Raw genomic sequence first — 17,013 nt, 5'->3', positions numbered from 1 at the left:
CGTTGATTTATTTTGCGCGAGGTAAAAACAGCACTTGTTCGCCATGCACAAAACGTTCGATAGGATGGGCTAAACACAAGCTCAGGTTGGCGACATTCATCACCTGTTCTTTCTCACCACAGAGATAAGAACCATCAGGCATCATCAAAAGCGCGTGGGTCGCAATGCCGTACGACAAATTCAAATCATGGCTAACCATGACCACGGCCTTATTGTTCTCGACACACTCACGCGCCAAAATCTGCATGACACTGACTTGATGACTCAAATCGAGGGCATTCGCTGGCTCATCCAACAATAATAAGGCCGCATCTTGTGCTAACAACGCCGCAATCGCGACGCGTTGCCGTTCACCGCCAGACAAACTGCGTACGTCACGCTGGGCAAATTCTTCGACGTCTAACAAACGTAATGCACGCATCGCAATCTCATGATCTTGCGCAGATTCCCAATAATGGGTGTCGTGATACGGATGACGCGCACTCAGTACGGTCTCAATCACGCGATATGCGAAAGCATCGACGCGTGATTGAGAAAGATAGGCACGTTCTTTGGCTAAATCTTCCAAGCTCCAAGCATGAATATCTTTGCCATGCAATTGAATTGAACCCGACTCACATTCACGCAAGCGAGCCAAGCTGCGTAATAGAGTGCTTTTACCCGCGCCATTACGACCGATAATGCACCAGCATTCACCCGCCTGAACCTCCCACTGTAAATCACTTAAAAGCGTTCTGCTACCCGCTTTTAAATGTAGGTTTTGCGTCGACAATAAGGTAGATGCAGTCATCAATTTCTCCGCAACTGATGTAATTGCATCAGAAATACTGGCACACCGATGATGGCGGTGATAACACCTACTGGCAACTGCTGCGGCGCCACCACGGTGCGAGCCAAAGCGTCAGCGATCACCAAAAAACTCCCGCCTGCAAGACTGGCAACGGGAATTAATAAGCGATGGTCAGGTCCTAAAGCAAAACGACACGCATGCGGGATAATGAGGCCGACAAAGCCGATACTCCCTGCGGCACTAACTGCACTTGCAGTCAATAAAGCTGCGCACACAAACAGCATTTGGCGCAAGCGCCCGATGTTAATTCCTAAGGTACTAGCATTGTCCGCATGCATCGCCGCGATATTGATAGCGCGCGCATTCTTCATCATCACGCCAAGTACGATCAACAGTATGATCCACGAAAGATATCGTGGCTGCGTATTGGAAAGATCCCCTATCATCCAAAACACCATACCGCGCAGACTACTATCGGGCGCAATCGACAATAGCAAGGTTACGACAGCACCACAACCTGCGGCCACAATCACGCCAGTCAATAGCAATAGAGGCGCACTACCCTCTGAGCTACCCGAACCACGGAGATCGCGATACGCCAGCATGAAGAGTAAAGCCGCCACGGAGATAGAGCCACCAAAGGCAGCGACATCGACCATGACGCCAGCACCAAAAAAGAGAATAGTCGCTAAAGCGCCGACCGAGGCGCCACCTGACAAACCCAGTACATAGGGATCAGCCAAAGGATTGCGTAATAATGCTTGCATCAAAACGCCAGATAAAGCCAAGGTCGCACCAGTGACGAAGCCAGACAAAGCCCGCGACAGTCGCAAGTCCAAGACACTACTGGCAAGCGTAGACGTCTGTCCTTGAAAGAGATCAATTAGTGCCTGTTGTAACTCACTCAAAGACAAAGAAACCGAACCGATTAGACAGGCAAATAACAAACTCACCAAGCCAAGCACACTCATTCCCAGCATGAGAGTAGCAGCACGTTTTGGCGAGTTAATGAACACGATACGGTTTCCTTGATTGAACAACGTCGTTGTTGCTAAGTGACTTTAGATACTATCGATAGCCGTAACTCAGACCAAGATAAAAGTTCGAACCTGGCGTACGATAATTTCTCGCTAATTCATAATCTTTGTTTGCCACATTATTCCAACGTGCTAACAAAGACCAATCGCTAGCGATCTTATAAGTCGTCACTAGATTAACGATGCCATAGCCGCCTAAACGATTTTTATTCGCAGCATCGTCAAAGCGATCACCTGATACGACACTTTCGATACCGACGGTCAAGTCATTGCTGCGGTAATCCACGCCAAAGCTAGCATGGCGTTGCGCGCGACGTGCCAAGCGTTTTCCGGTGGTGTCGTCAGTTGGATCTTGGATATCCATCGTAGTACGCAGATTCCATGCGCCGAGTCGAGTCGACACACCCATGGTCAAGCCTGACAGTGTGCCCTTATTAATGTTAGCTGCACAGCCAAAATTGAACCCAGTCGGGCAATCTTTCTTTTCTGCGTACACCAATAAATCTGTAATTTTATTTTGATAGTAAACCGCACTTAGTTGCAAACTGCTGTCATCGTAAAACACACCAACTTCAGTGTTTTTTCCAAGCTCTGGTTTATTCGAAGGAATACCATAATATGGGTAATACAATTCATTAAAAGTCGGGGCACGGAAGCTGGTTCCATAGCTGGCATTCACGCGCAATGCATCGCTTAACTTATAACCGTAAGCGATACTGCCAGTATTGTGTCTACCGTACTGAGAGCTATCATCCATGCGCGCACTCAGGCTCGCTAAATGCGCATCTTGTTTCATGACGTACGCTAACGCATATGACTGCGTATCACGTTTACCGTTGAGAGCCGCTGTCGTCGTACGCACATCTTCTTCACGTTTTTCTGCCACAAATTGCAAGACATCTTTACCGAAGCTCACATCATTTTGCCAAGTCCAGCCACGTTGCATGGTGTCTGCATTGCTCTTGCCGTAGGAAGCATCGGTAAACACGCGGTCGGTGTTGCGTGAAAATTGCAAACTAGAATTCCAATTTTGGGCTAATTTTCCTCGAACAAACGTAGCGACATTATCGAACTTTTGCACGCCAAAATCTCTCTGAGTAGCGCCAGCATCAAAATCAACATCCAACGTACTCTGCACAAAATTCACACCCACCGTCAAATCTGGGTTCAATTTCCAAGACAAATTACCATTAAAACTTTTTTGCGTGTAGCCATCTTTGTCGGCGTTGTACGTAAATGGACCCGAAGCTGGTTTGGAGGCCGAAAAGCCATCGGTGCTTTCTTTGGCCGTGTTCAAACTATATTGAAAATCATTGGCAGACGAGCCAAAAACACCCGCTTCAAACTTTCGCAGATTGTTACTACCCAGTCCAAAATTCAAGCTAGTACGAGATTGCGGGCCAGATTTTTTGGTAAATAACTGAATCACGCCACCCATGGCATCAGCGCCATACAAACTAGACAGTGGGCCATACACGATTTCTATTCTTTCGATTTGCGATAGTGGAATACTGCTCCAAGTCGCGCCACCCGTCGTTGATGAACCGATACGAACACCATCGACAAACACCACGCTCTGTGCATTTGCCGCCCCACGGATAAAGACAGAAGACACTGAACCAGCGCCGCCAGTGCGTGAAATCTCGATGCCGCGTTGTTGCTGCAATAAATCGACAATACTAGTCGCACCAGCTCTTTGAATTTGTTCTGCGGTGATCACCACATTATCCGCCAACACATCTTTAGCGACTTGCGCTTGCCGTGCCGCAGTAATAATGACTTGTTCTTGGGTATTGTCAGTTTGTGCGAATGTAGGAGTTGAAAAACAGGCGGCAATCGCCAGACCTAGACTGAGAGGTTTACATTGTTGAATCATAATAAAATCACTTGATGCGCTATCGGTTCAACACAAATTATTGAACGTCATAGCAAGTCGCAAGCCACCGAGATCCCCGTTGTGTGCTTGAATACAAAGTATGATTTGGATAGAAGAAAGCAGCAGCTTTACGACAAGCTTGCTGTTGTTTGCTCTTAATGACTGAAATTACTCGTTCGATGAGATAGTTTTTTTAAAAAAACCAGCGCAAGAAGAATCATTACAGAACATCCCCGTTCCTCATACTTCACTTATCTTGGCCGGTATCCGGGCTGACAAACATCACCATCACACCTTCCCATGCACGAAGCACAGTGGTTACGAAGGATGGCTGGCTTGGCGAAAAAACCAAGCGTTTGTACACCGTTGCGGGGGCAGCACACGCATGCGAAATCGCATTGTGTTTCCCGTTTAACCGCCGACATGATTATGTCAGCGAGCACCAAAACAGCGGCATTTTAGCCTTTAACGGGTAGTTGGACAAGGATGGTCTGCTATTTCCGCCGATACAAAAAATCGACAACGCTGTCAAACTCGGGCAAAACAAACCATTAAAGATCATTCCAGATCAAATATTGCTTGTGAATACAAGGGAGATATTAGGCATTTTTTGGAGGATCAAGCTTACTGGCTAGCGATACCCAGGCATTCAGTAAATCTCGATGCAATTCAGCAATTTCAACAAAACGCACGCCAATGCGGAAAGCATCACCACTCAAAATTGAATGCAGGATGGCGATTTTGCAGGGGACCTTATAAAGTTCCGTGCTACCTTGTCCAATATGGGGGATTTCCAGCATACATTGAAACTCTTTATCGATCATCAAGGCTTGTGGGCTTAAGATTAATACGCCCGTGGCGGACACGTTAATGGCGCGTATCGGCAAAATATGACCTTCAGCGAGCTTAATCATGCCGCGCCAGGTCACATTAATTCTTGGGCTTCTACGCAGTTCTATCATGTTGGTGGGGTTTCAATGGGCTACAAATCACGGAGAAAAACACTAAAGTGTGTTCTGTCATTGTTTAAATATTAATCTGAGACAATATTTTACGACACTTTAGTAAAGCTCTTGCGATCGCAGCACACATTTCCATCCAAGGTGGGTAAAGAACTTTGCTTAAGCTGCTTTCCAACGGGTATAAATGTAGCCAAGGACAATCGCAGTAAGCGCAATTTCCGATTGCATCATGACATTCGCTAGTGTTGTGACCTGATTAAACCCAAAAATATCCAGCATGACCGCTTTATCTGCTTGGGTTGAGATATACACGGTGAACAAATACAGCGACATAAATGTTTTTGGCGTATTGGTCAGTTTTCCCAAACTGTTGGCCAAAGCCGCAATACTAATGATGCCAACCAACAGAGCCAAAGCAAACAAGGGAGTTACAAAACTTAAGCGAAAAATAATCACGCCAGTAAAAAGCAGACCTAGAACGATTGTCGCTAGCAATTGCCTACAATAGCGACGTACAGCACCACCTCTTACAGCACCAGTCATGCCTTCAATCGCGGCTTGAAAATCACGCGTACTGTTATCACTAATTAAGACGCCCCAAAATGCCACGGCAAACACAGTCAATCCTGGTATTGCTTTGAGATTGCATACTGCAGCAAGCCCCGTCAACACAACTAAAGCGATAATAGCGAACGGTGCATTCACTAAAGTCAGTGCAATATCGGCAATCACTTGTCCCATAAAATTCGACGAACGTGCCGCCCACATAAAAAGAGGTTGTACATGTTTAGCTAATGGGCGGGTCCAGTTGTTCAATATTTCCAGAGGTGAGCGACGTTTTCTAGCATGTGACTGCTTTACTCTATCTGGTGAAAAGCGATGTAACAATAGGACGGCTGGCAATAAAAGTGTTAAGGCTAATCCAGCTGCAGAAAGACGCAATATGAACATTTGCCAAGACCACAAGTTGACGGGCAAAGCAATCGGCACAACTAATGGATCAAAGGTACTGGAACCAAGTGAAAAGTGATTGGTTAAGAAATGCGTTTTCAAAACCACAATCGTACTCACCAAGCCACTAAAATCCATTAACAACCAGGGTGACAAAGAGCCAGCACTCATTTCTTCTATCTTCGCAATAATCGATAGCTGGAACATCCAAGAGATGAAATAAATGAAGTCGCCAGCTTTACCCATTAAGAGTGGAACACTATCAAATAAAATCGCAGCACTGACAGCGAAAACGATCATCGGCCCCAAGACTAATAAATAGGTCTGTAAGTAGACCAAGACTTGAATCGGCCCATCACCTCGCATGGCATGTAACACCATAATGGAACACATCGCCACCATGATTAATGCCAACATATAAATTACACCACCAAGCCAGCGACTAAATAGAAACAAACTATTGCTGACCGGTGTGGCAGCGATTACACAGCCAATCCCACTGCGAATATCTTCGACTATCCTGCCACGCACCAAGAAGAAACCAATCAAGGCCAACAAAAAACTCAGCATACTCGCGCTTCCCATCGCCAAAGCCGAACTGGTGTACAACACGCGCGCTTGCTGAATCACCATCAAACTCGATCCGGTTTTTGGATCGACGATCATGGCCCAGCTAATCGCGATCATCGCCATCACGGCGACCAAGGTGCTGAGTCTGCGCATGCGCAATCTAACTTCGTTCATCGCTAGCACTTGCAACAAATGCAGTGTCTGCAGTATGCCCGGACGATTAACCTGCATGGGAAAGGTGACTGCTGACGCATTTGCCTTAATGCCTGGCATGACAGCTGATTTGCTGGAGAGTGGTGACCCGCGCATCATGCCACCTCTTGTAATGAGTAACGTTGCGCCATCAATGCATCCTCTAAGTTAGGCTGCACAAGTTCGGCGTCTGCATGAGGTTGTGTTGCGTGAGCGATTCTGAATAACACCAATTCGCCTTGGCGCTGAGTGTGTAAAACTTGAACGCGTTGACGCATCGCCTCGACGTCGGCATTCGCTAGCTTCACCGTCCAGATCTGTCCATAAGCTCGGTTGATCAGGTTTTCTGGCGTATCAAAACCGATCAGTTTTCCATTGCGCATGATCGCCAATTCACTGGCAACACTCTCAACGTCAGACACAATGTGAGTAGACATAATCACTAATTTATTAGCTCCCAATTCACTTAATAAATTTCGAAAACGCAAGCGCTCTTCCGGATCTAAACCTGCAGTTGGCTCATCAACCACCAAGATGTCGGGATCATTTAATAAGGCCTGAGCAATTCCGAGACGACGACGCATACCACCAGAGAAAGCCGCTGCTGAACGCTGCGCATGTTCAGTCAAATTTACCAGTTCCAGTAAATAGCGTATGCGTTCCGGATCACGTACCCCCTTGAGCGCGGCGAAATATTGCATAAATTCGAGCGCACTTAAATTTGGATAAACACCGAAATCTTGCGGCAAAAATCCCAGTCTGGTACGAATCGCGTCAGGGGATTTAACAATATCGACACCTTGAAAAATAATTTCACCACTGGTCGGTTTGGTGAGGGTCGCAATCATTTGCATCAAGGTTGTTTTACCAGCGCCATTGTGCCCTATCAATCCCAACACACCACGCGTCAGATGTAAGCTAACGTCGTCAACTGCGGTCACATTTTTACCAAATTGTTTTACGACATGACGTATTTCCAACATGATCCATCTCCCAGTATGAGTTAGCCTTGTCACGCGTGTCGCAAAAGAAGGGACTCATTGCGGTACGAGGACTACGATGGATATAGAGTAAAACAATCAAGCCTGAACATTTTTCAAATTGAGACAAACTGCCCAAACCAGGGAATAGCCTGCAAAAAAATTGTCACCAAGTCGCCAAGCTTCACATTGAAAATTGTCGATACGATGACCGATAATAGGCAAAATGCTACAAGTATTTGCTAGGGTGAAGTCGAGCTTCGTGCCTCATACAACATTTCACAAACAAATAACGCAAAATCAAGACATAAAAACTCGAATGTGTTTGAATCAAAGAAATTGATTTTTTACGATTCTCAATGAACTTGCCTTCACTTCGTTTCTTAGAGCATGAATCGCCCGGGCGTCGGCTGTTGGGTCGCTTGCTGCCAGCGATTGTGTTTATTGGGACAGGTTTTGCCACGGAACTTATCTTATTTGAAGAACGCAGCCGTCAGGACAGTATCGCCCGACAAAAAATCATCAGTAACGCTGGCGAAATCCGCGCCATGATTGAATCAGAACTTAATGCCACCATTCATTTAGCATCGGGGCTGGTTTCTTTTATTAAGACAAAGAATGGCGAATATCGAGTCAAGGATATGGAACCATGGCTAACGGATCTGCAATCAAATGAAGCAAGCATACGCAATATCAGTATCGCTCCAGGCAATCGGATTCAAACGATTGTGCCGAGTGAAGGTAACGAGTCCGCACTAGGAATTTACTATCCGGACAATCCACAGCAATGGCCAGCAATTGAAAAGATCATTCGCAGTCAAAACGCTGCGTTAGCCGGCCCTTTCGAACTTAAGCAAGGTGGACTAGGCTTGGCGTATCGTGTACCAGTTTTTCTCAACAATGGCTCTTACTGGGGGCTCGTTAGTACCATACTCAATGCCGATCAGGTGTTTGCCCAAGCCTCGCAAAGAGCCAAGGAATTACAGTTAGACTTTGCTATTGTCGATCTTGAGCAAGCAAAACATACGAAGCCAATTTACGGTAATCTTGAAATAGACCGACACCATGCCAATCAGTTAAAAGTGAATATTTCGGGTCGAGATATTCAACTGTTGACCATTTCAAACAAACCTGACGAATTTAATTTCTACACACTCGTTCAACGTCTTGCTGGCTGGTCTATCGCATTTCTGTTGGGATTTTTGATTGCCAGAACATTCCAATCTTACCGTCGACAGACTCGTGCCTACTTCGCTCTCAATGAAAGTCAACAGCGTTTTATGAGTGCCTTCAATACGGCGCCACAAGGCATGGCTTTAGTTGCTGAAGATGGTCAATGGATCAGTGCAAATCCTATGCTGTGTAGCATTTTAGGTTATGAAGAGTTTGAACTTTTACAACAGCCACTGAGCACATTATCGGATCAATTAGCCATGCCTCTGTTGTTAAATCAATGGGAACAACGTGGCGAAAGTTGCCTACAGTTTGAGTTAGGACTGCGCCATCGAGATGGCAGGAAAGTTGTATGCCTATTGAGCCTAGCTCTGATTGAATACGAAAAATTGGAGAAGACCTATTGGATCTTTCAAGTAATCGACATAAGCCGACGGGTCGCCGCCGAATCAGAACTGCAAGCCAGCGCCGAATATACCCAAGCGATTCTCAACAATGTTGCGGAAGGAATTGTCAGTACCAGTTTCGACGGTGACATTCATTCTATCAATGCCGCGGCATTAGACATATTGAAATTTCCAGAGTCAATGCTAACCACCACGAATTTTCTGACGCGATTGTGTGGTGACAATCCACTTAGTTTAAGCAGTGAAATTGCAAGGTTTATCCAAAACATACGTACCGAAGACTTCGAGCATAGCGAAACCGGTACAAATATTTTGCAACGCGAAAGCGTCATTACCGACTATCACGGCAATGCGATTCATATTGAGTTTAGCATTTCGCACGTTCAACAGAAATCCGACATAGAACTCATCGTGGTATTCCGCGACATCACTGAGCGCAAGCGCTTAGAAATGATGCAGAGTGAATTCGTCTCAATAGTCAGTCATGAATTGAGAACGCCTTTGACCTCGATTATTGGCTCGTTAAAACTCATTGAAGGTGGCATTTTCGGTAGCTTGCCAGATTCCTTAGCCAGAATGATTCGTATCGCTCTGCAAAATGGAGAACAACTCGCGCTGATCATTAACGACATTCTCGATATGGACAAATTGGCTGCCGGAAAAATGGAGTTCCACATTGAAACGCTTTCGATCAATGCGGTAATTTCGCAAAGTATCGAGAACAATCTAGACTTTGCCAAACAATACCAAGTGAAGTTTGAATTCACTAAGCTAGATATCGACTATTTGATACTCGCTGATATGCAACGAGTCCTACAAATTATGTCTAACTTACTCTCCAATGCTGCGAAATTTTCCTCTCCTAATACGATTGTCCATATCGTCGTCGAACGCGAGCCAAGTCAAGTTCGGATTACCATCAAAGATCAAGGTGAAGGCATACCACGGCAACATCAAGATCGCCTGTTCAAAAAATTCTCTCAGGTTGACGGCAGCAGTACCCGCAAAAAAGGCGGCACGGGATTAGGTCTGTCGATTTGCAAAGAGATGGTCGAAAGGATGGATGGAAAAATCGGGTTTACATCGGTCGAGGGCAAAGGCTCCAGCTTCCATTTCACCCTACCGCTAGCACCATCTAAAGATATTATCTAACAAAAATTCGATCCATCAAGCCTACGCATTTTCACTCAACGGATCGAATTTATCGCCAGTAAGCTACAAACCAGTATGCGTAGCAATAAAGGACTTCATCGCTGCGATATCGGTGTCCATCACAGTAAAACGCTGTGGCAACGCCTCGATATTCTCAAATCCTGCGGGACGTGCTGCATCGCGACCTAGTGCCTCTTGTATTGTTTCATTAAACTTCGCTGGCAAGGCGGTTTCCAACACGATCATGGTCACATTCTCACGTAAATGCTCAAGTGCTACCTTGATGCCATCGGCGGTATGCGTATCGACTGTGATGCCAAATTCTTTTTCCACTTGTCGAATCGTTTGCAGGCGATCTGCATGCACTGATTTACCAGAAGTAAATCCAAAGTGCGCGATTTTCTTGAACTCGTCACCGTCACTGCCAACTGCACCTGATAAATCAAAACCTCCTTCGGTTTCCACTTTCTTAAATAAGGCTTTTACTCGTGCGGTATCGCCATCCAATAAATCGTAGATGAAACGTTCAAAGTTCGAAGCCTTAGAAATATCCATGGAAGGACTAGTCGTGTGATAAGTCTCAGCCGACTTACGCACACGATAAACACCTGTGCGGAAGAATTCATCAAGCACATCATTCTCATTCGTTGCGACCACTAATTGTGCTATCGGCAGCCCCATCATACGGGCGATATGGCCCGCGCAGATGTTGCCAAAATTACCGGAGGGTACTGTGAAGGATACTTGCTGATCATTGCTGCTCGTAGCTGACAAATAGCCTCGAAAATAGTACACAACTTGTGCCACCACGCGCGCCCAATTAATGGAATTCACGGTGCCAATTTTTTGCTGCGTTTTAAATGCTAAATCGTTCGACACGGCTTTCACCATGTCTTGGCAATCATCAAAGACTCCATCAACAGCAATATTAAAAATATTCGGGTCTTGCAGACTAAACATTTGCGCAGTTTGAAATGCGCTCATTTTTTTATGCGGTGAAAGCATAAACACACGAATACCTTTTTTACCGCGCATTGCATATTCTGCAGCACTGCCCGTATCACCTGAAGTCGCTCCAAAAATATTTAACTCAGCCTGTTTTTTTGTTAGCGCATATTCAAACAAGTTGCCCAACAATTGCATTGCCATATCTTTAAAGGCTAAAGTAGGACCATTCGATAGTGCTTGTAAAACCAATTTATGCGTCCCAGATTCTTTCAAAATACGCAGTGGCGTAATCGCCTGTGCAGATTCATCACTACGCGCGTTTTTATACACTTCGGCCGTATAAGTTTTACGCGTTATGTCTTGTAAATCAGCATCAGGAATATCGGTAGCAAATTTTCTTAACACTTCAAATGCTAAATCGGCGTAGCTCAAATCACGCCAACGATTTAGCTCCTCTGGAGTCACCTGCGGATATGTTTTAGGCAAAAACAAGCCGCCATCAGGTGCCAAGCCACCCAATAAAATTTCGGAAAAAGAAACGGAAGAATCGGAAGTTGCTGCGTAACCACGGGTGGACAGGTATTGCATAATGAGAAAATGAAGATAAGTAAGTGAAGTCGGATTTTCTCTTAATTATATCTTGCAATGCAGCAAAAAATTCGTTCAAGACTGAATTTTCTTGAAAGAAATGACGAATATTCGATGGAAATACCCTTTACATCGGTTCAACTTAAAGTAATCAAAGTTCTAAAAATAGTTAGCTGACTTGATACCAGATTCAAGATCTCGATCAAATTTGCATCCGAAAACTCCTTGCTCGATGCGTTATTCACCTTCAACATCTATTGTATGATTGTGCTCCAACATCGCTGCCAAGCTAACCTAGTCTTCTGTGAGTTTAATTATGCAAACTGAACATTTCTGGATGCCCTTCACTGCCAATCGTCAATTCAAAATCAAGCCACGTATGTTAGAACGCGCCAAAGGTATGTATTACCAAAGTACAGACGGTCGCGAGATACTTGATGGCACAGCAGGTCTCTGGTGTGTAAATGCTGGTCATAATCACCCTAAGATTGTGGAAGCCATTCAAAAGCAAGCAGCGACGATGGATTTCGCACCGACTTTTCAAATGGGACATCCATTGGCATTTGAAGCGGCTAGCAAACTCGCCAGTATGGCGCCATCCGGACTAGATCGCGTTTTCTTTTGCAATGACGGCTCTGAAGGCGTAGATACGGCGCTAAAAATCGCCCTTGCCTATCACAAGCTGCGCGGTGATGCTGGGCGTTTTCGCCTGATCGGGCGTGAGCGCGCTTATCATGGCGTCGGCTTTGGTGGTATTTCTGTCGGTGGTATTGCCGGCAATCGCAAACAATTTGGCCCGGCTTTGTCTGGTGTCGATCATTTGCCTCATCCTTTGAACATTGCCAAAAATGCTTACAGCAAAGGTCTGCCGGAATATGGTGTTGAACTCGCCGACGTATTGGAACAAAGACTATTAGCGCTACATGATGCAAGCACCGTTGCAGCCGTCATTGTCGAGCCCATTCAAGGGTCGACAGGTGTGATTCTGCCACCACAAGGCTATCTGCAAAAACTCAGGGAGATTTGCAATAAGCATGGAATTTTATTGATTTTTGATGAAGTGATCACCGGCTTTGGTCGCCTTGGTAGTGCTTTTGGCGCTGACTATTTCGGGGTAAAGCCCGACATGATCGTTTGCGCGAAAGGCTTAACCAACGCGGCAGTTCCGATGGGAGCAGTGATCGCCAGCACCGAAATTTATGACACGTTTATGCATGCTGCACCGCAGGACCAGATCGAATTTTTTCACGGTTATACTTATTCGGCCCACCCGCTCGCTTGTGCCGCAGCAATCGCGACCTTAGATGTGTTTAAAGAAGAAGGCATCTTTCAAGCCGCTGCAGACATGTCAGCCTACTTTGAGCAGGCTGCCCACAGCTTACGAGGTCTGCCAAACATCAAAGACATCCGTAATTTGGGCTTGGTTTGTGGCATCGAGTTGGAACCCCAAACTGGCAAAACAAACACGCGCGCCTACGATATTTTTGAGAAATGTTTTTGGGAAAAAGATGTTTTGATACGAACTACAGGCGACATCATCGCATTGTCGCCGCCGCTGATTATCAATAAGGAACAAATCGATCGCTTATTTTCAAAAATAGCGGAAGCGATACGCGAACAAGCTCTAAGCTAAGCATTCATAAAAGACCGCAAGGAAATGCCATCGATAAATTGATAAGCACATCCTTGCATATTGTGGTTTAGTGCCCGTGTCCTTCACCATGTGTTTCCACATTGACGGGTACGTTGCCTGCATTTTTACCTTCGAAGAAGAAAGCCTTTCTAGGCTTATTTCCTGCTCCGACTTCATTCATCGTATTAATGTCATAAAGTCTTCCATTAATCATGACTTGAGCGATCTGATCTGACTGGCGAATATCCTTCAAAATGTCGCCGTTGAGGATGACCATATCTGCTAGTTTGCCGACCTCTAAAGAGCCTATATCTTTTTCCATGCCAAGATAACGAGCACCATTCAAAGTCGCGGCGCGAATCGCTTCTAAGGAGGTCATACCGCCGCCAGCCAAAGTCCACATTTCCCAATGAGCCCCCAAGCCTTCACGTTGGCCATGTGCGCCCATATTAACTGGCACACCTGCCCGTTGTAACTCAGTCGCGGTCTTAGCCACTTTAAAAACGTTAAAGTCTTCTTCTGGCGCTGTTTCACGTCGAACACTACGTGACTCCAGCACTGAGCGTGGCACATAACGTGACAAGATAGGATGCTTCCATACATCAGTTCGGGCGTACCAGTAGTGCTCTCCATCCAAACCACCGTAGCCAACAATCAAGGTTGGTGTATAACCGACTTGCGTTTGCGACCACAATTGTTTCACGTCGTCATAAGCATTGGCGACCGGAATTGAATGTTCGACGCCGGTATGACCATCGATCACCATTGTCATATTATGCTGGAACAAAGAACCACCTTCAGGCACAACCATCATGCCAGTCTGACGTGCCGCCTCCAGAATTTGTTGACGCTGTTCACGACGTGGCTGGTTATAGCTTTTAACCGAGATCGCTCCCGCTGCTTTTAAGCGTTTCAAGTGTGTCAATGCATCATCTAGGCTATTTACAACAGCACTCATGTTAGCCTTAGCACCGTACAAAATCGTACCAGTAGAATAGATACGTGGAGCCACAACTTTCCCAGCTTTTTGCATCTCACTATGGGTGAAAATCTCAGACGTGTCATTCGATGGATCATGAATAGTGGTCACGCCAAATGCCAACGATGCGTAGTCCACCCAGCTTTGCTGTGGAATAATTTCGCCCTCGCCCATCCCGCCATGCCAATGCACATCAACCAAGCCTGGAATAATGGTTTTACCATTCGCGTCGATTAATTTGGCACCAGCCGGAATGCGAATATCGTCAGCTTTACCGATTTCAATAATGCGGTTATCTTTGATCACGATTCTGGCGTTTTCAATGACTTCATCCGCTTTCATAGTAATGATTCTCGCACCAGAAATCACCGTAACTCCCGAAGGTTTATCACTAGTTTCACGAAAGCCAATTTTTACACCAGACTCGGCTGGTTTCGGTAACTCTTTCGCTGCACCATCAATAAAACTAAATGCGGCCGTCAATGGTGTCGTGAATAACTCATCCCCAAGTGAAAAATGAATCTTGCTACTATCACCGGACCAATGCAGATAATCACCAGCATTGACGTCTAATTGCTTCACAGGTAGTGCATCCGCTTTTGCACCGACAGTTAAGGCCTTACCTGCCAACGGCATCGGCATGACATAGGCATGGAAGCGCTCATTGAATGCCAGCCACTTACCATCAGGCGATACCGAAAATGCGGAAACAAAATCGCCTTTAGCGACAGCCACATCTTCGGATTTATCTAACTTCACTCGGAATAAAGAAGTCGACCAATCCACTTCACCGGTGTACTTTGTACGCGTCAAATAAACTGCCTGGTTATCGTTAGAAAATTGTGGCGCACTGCCATCGTCAGCGAGTTTACGTGGACTGGATTTACCATCGGTGTTGACAACAAAAACACCCGTTTCCAAGCCATGCCAAGGCGAAGTCAAATAGCCGCCGCGGGCCTTAATAAACACCACTTGTTTGCCATCTGGCGACATGGTGACTTCCGTGTATTTTCCCGGCTCTTTAGTGAGAATTGTCTCCTGCCCTGTACGCAAATCTAATGCACGAACGGAACCTAATTTTTCATCGTTCCAAGTCGTGAAAACGACAGTCTGTCCATCGCGAGAAAATTGTGGAAAATACTCAAAGTGATCCGTCTGCTTTGTCAGTCTACGTGGTGTGCCATGCGGTAAATCACGAACATATAAGTGTCCAAGAGCGGAATAGAGAACCTTATCACCCTTTGCTGAAACATTCACCCAACGTAACTGTTTCACATCAAATTGATCGGTACCGACTGGAGTATTAAAACGCACTGCCGGCCGGATTTCGCGAGTATCTTGTACGTGGAAAGGGATTTCCTTCGCTGACTTTGCGAACGGATCCACCCGCCAAATTTTCCCCTGCGCCCATACAACTATTTGCTTTGCGTCGGGCATCCAAGAGAATGAAGGATAGACGCCATGAATGGCCCAAGCCTCTTGCATATCGCGCTCAAGTTGACCCCAAACTGGAAACTCCTCACCACTCTTTAAGTCTTTCAAAAACAACGTTGATTGATTACGCACGCGGCGAACGAAGGCCAAATATTTACCATCAGGTGACGGTGTTGGTCGTACCGCTCCACCAGCCCCACTTACGAAGGCAATCGTTTTACCGTCCTGAAGATCTTTTCTAAAAATTTGATAGATTTGTGCATTTGAATTTTTATTGTATTCAAATGCCGTGCCACCAGTCGTGTCTTGAGAATAATAAACGTATCTACCGTCGGGAGAAAATGCTGGCTCGCCTAAATCCTTCTGCCAATTCGGCTTCTCGTTAATTTGGACACCAGAACCCCCACTAGCGTGATACATCCAAATCTCACCCGATCCTAAGGAACGTGTTCCAGAATAATGCTTACGTGCCGCAATAAATTGCCCATTCGGATGCCAAACGGGATTATTCAACAAACGGAAATCTTCTTTGGTCACGGCACGGGGATTACTACCATCCACATTCATGACCCAGATATTATCGCCACCACCCGCATCTGACATGTAGGCAATCTGTTTACCATCTGGAGAGAAACGTGCCTGCATCTCCCACGCCATAGTATGCGTCAATGCTTTGGCTTCTCCGCCAGCTATCGGCATGACATACAGATCGCCCAACATATCAAAGACAATTTGCTTGCCATCTGGGCTCACATCTACCGTCATCCAAGTACCTGATTTCGTATCGAGATTAATTACCTTACCCTCACCAGGTGCCGCATTCACATCCCATTTTTTCTTAGGTGCGTCAGCTGCACTCACGATTGAGGAACACATCATCAATGTTGCGAGGATGATATTCCGGTTGATACTTCGCATAAAATCTCCCAATTAAATTATTAACATTATAGAGCTGCAGGAATTTACTCGTAATATGCACTCAACTGCAGCAATCCGAATAAAAGAATTTGGACAAATTCAGGAACTACTTGGTTCAAATATTGTTCATTTTTTTGAGAGCTAAATCCAACTCAGAAAATAAAATAAGCAAGCGAAATGAAAAAGGGCAAAAAGAAAAATTGTCACCTGAGAAGGCTCAATAAGCTCGCAATCAACGATTAGGCTAAAAAAGTTGAATGTGAGATTGTGTCAGTACGTCAGGAAACAGGAACAAAGGGGATGTTGAATAGCAAAAGCCCCGTATTCTGCGAAGAATACGGGGCTATGCGGAATAAAAGCCTGACGATGACCTACTTTCACACTGGTTGCAGCACTATCATCGGCGCAAAGTCGTTTCACGGT

At 45.7% G+C, this 17,013-nt stretch carries 10 protein-coding genes and 1 riboswitch; of the genes, 2 read left to right on the top strand and 8 right to left on the bottom strand.

Annotation, left to right across the window (positions count from 1 at the left end; genetic code table 11):
• Positions 1-7: 7 nt before the first annotated feature.
• From H8K52_RS15605 to H8K52_RS15580, 6 genes are all read right to left on the bottom strand, one after another.
• On the bottom strand, positions 8-790 hold the full coding sequence (locus H8K52_RS15605) for an ABC transporter ATP-binding protein (RefSeq protein WP_186923838.1): 783 nt from the start codon (positions 788-790) through the stop codon (positions 8-10).
• Entirely contained in the window at positions 790-1,770 is a 981-nt protein-coding gene (locus H8K52_RS15600; protein ID WP_186923905.1) for a FecCD family ABC transporter permease, read from the bottom strand. The genes H8K52_RS15605 and H8K52_RS15600 overlap by 1 nt, the downstream gene beginning before the upstream one ends.
• A gap of 88 nt (positions 1,771-1,858) precedes the next feature.
• Positions 1,859-3,703, bottom strand: coding sequence for a TonB-dependent receptor domain-containing protein (locus H8K52_RS15595; RefSeq protein ID WP_186923837.1), 1,845 nt, complete (start codon positions 3,701-3,703; stop codon positions 1,859-1,861).
• A 241-nt stretch (positions 3,704-3,944) separates the two neighbouring features.
• Positions 3,945-4,165: riboswitch (cobalamin riboswitch) on the bottom strand.
• Positions 4,166-4,302: 137 nt separating this feature from the next.
• Entirely contained in the window at positions 4,303-4,665 is a 363-nt protein-coding gene (locus H8K52_RS15590) for a PilZ domain-containing protein (RefSeq protein WP_186923836.1), read from the bottom strand.
• Between the two features lie 159 nt (positions 4,666-4,824).
• Positions 4,825-6,495: a hypothetical protein gene (locus tag H8K52_RS15585; protein WP_186923835.1), complete on the bottom strand. Its 1,671-nt coding sequence runs from the start codon at positions 6,493-6,495 to the stop codon at positions 4,825-4,827.
• Positions 6,495-7,361 carry an ABC transporter ATP-binding protein gene (locus tag H8K52_RS15580; protein WP_186923834.1) on the bottom strand — a complete coding sequence of 289 codons (867 nt, stop codon included), beginning with the start codon at positions 7,359-7,361 and terminating at the stop codon, positions 6,495-6,497. Before H8K52_RS15580 ends, H8K52_RS15585 begins: the two co-directional genes overlap by 1 nt.
• Positions 7,362-7,717: 356 nt before the next feature.
• On the opposite strand from H8K52_RS15580, the gene H8K52_RS15575 reads away from it, so the two are divergent.
• Complete coding sequence (locus tag H8K52_RS15575; RefSeq protein ID WP_186923833.1) at positions 7,718-10,090, top strand: ATP-binding protein; 2,373 nt, start codon at positions 7,718-7,720, stop codon at positions 10,088-10,090.
• 63 nt (positions 10,091-10,153) lie between these two features.
• Here H8K52_RS15575 and thrC read toward each other — a convergent pair whose 3' ends face one another.
• Positions 10,154-11,626, bottom strand: coding sequence for a threonine synthase (thrC, locus tag H8K52_RS15570; RefSeq protein WP_186923832.1), 1,473 nt, complete (start codon positions 11,624-11,626; stop codon positions 10,154-10,156).
• 316 nt (positions 11,627-11,942) lie between these two features.
• Between thrC and aptA the strand changes: the two genes are divergently transcribed.
• Positions 11,943-13,259: an omega-aminotransferase AptA gene (gene aptA, locus H8K52_RS15565; RefSeq protein WP_186923831.1), complete on the top strand. Its 1,317-nt coding sequence runs from the start codon at positions 11,943-11,945 to the stop codon at positions 13,257-13,259.
• Between the two features lie 67 nt (positions 13,260-13,326).
• On the opposite strand, the gene H8K52_RS15560 is transcribed toward aptA, so the two are convergent.
• On the bottom strand, positions 13,327-16,590 hold the full coding sequence (locus H8K52_RS15560) for an amidohydrolase family protein (RefSeq protein WP_186923830.1): 3,264 nt from the start codon (positions 16,588-16,590) through the stop codon (positions 13,327-13,329).
• Between the last annotated feature and the right edge of the window lie 423 nt (positions 16,591-17,013).

Origin of the sequence: Affinundibacterium seohonense, assembly GCF_014284305.1 — a bacterium.
Classification (GTDB): Bacteria; Pseudomonadota; Gammaproteobacteria; order Burkholderiales; family Burkholderiaceae_D; genus Undibacterium; species Undibacterium seohonense.
Note: the sequence above shows the minus strand (reverse complement) of the source record. Positions and strands in the feature narration are given on the sequence as shown.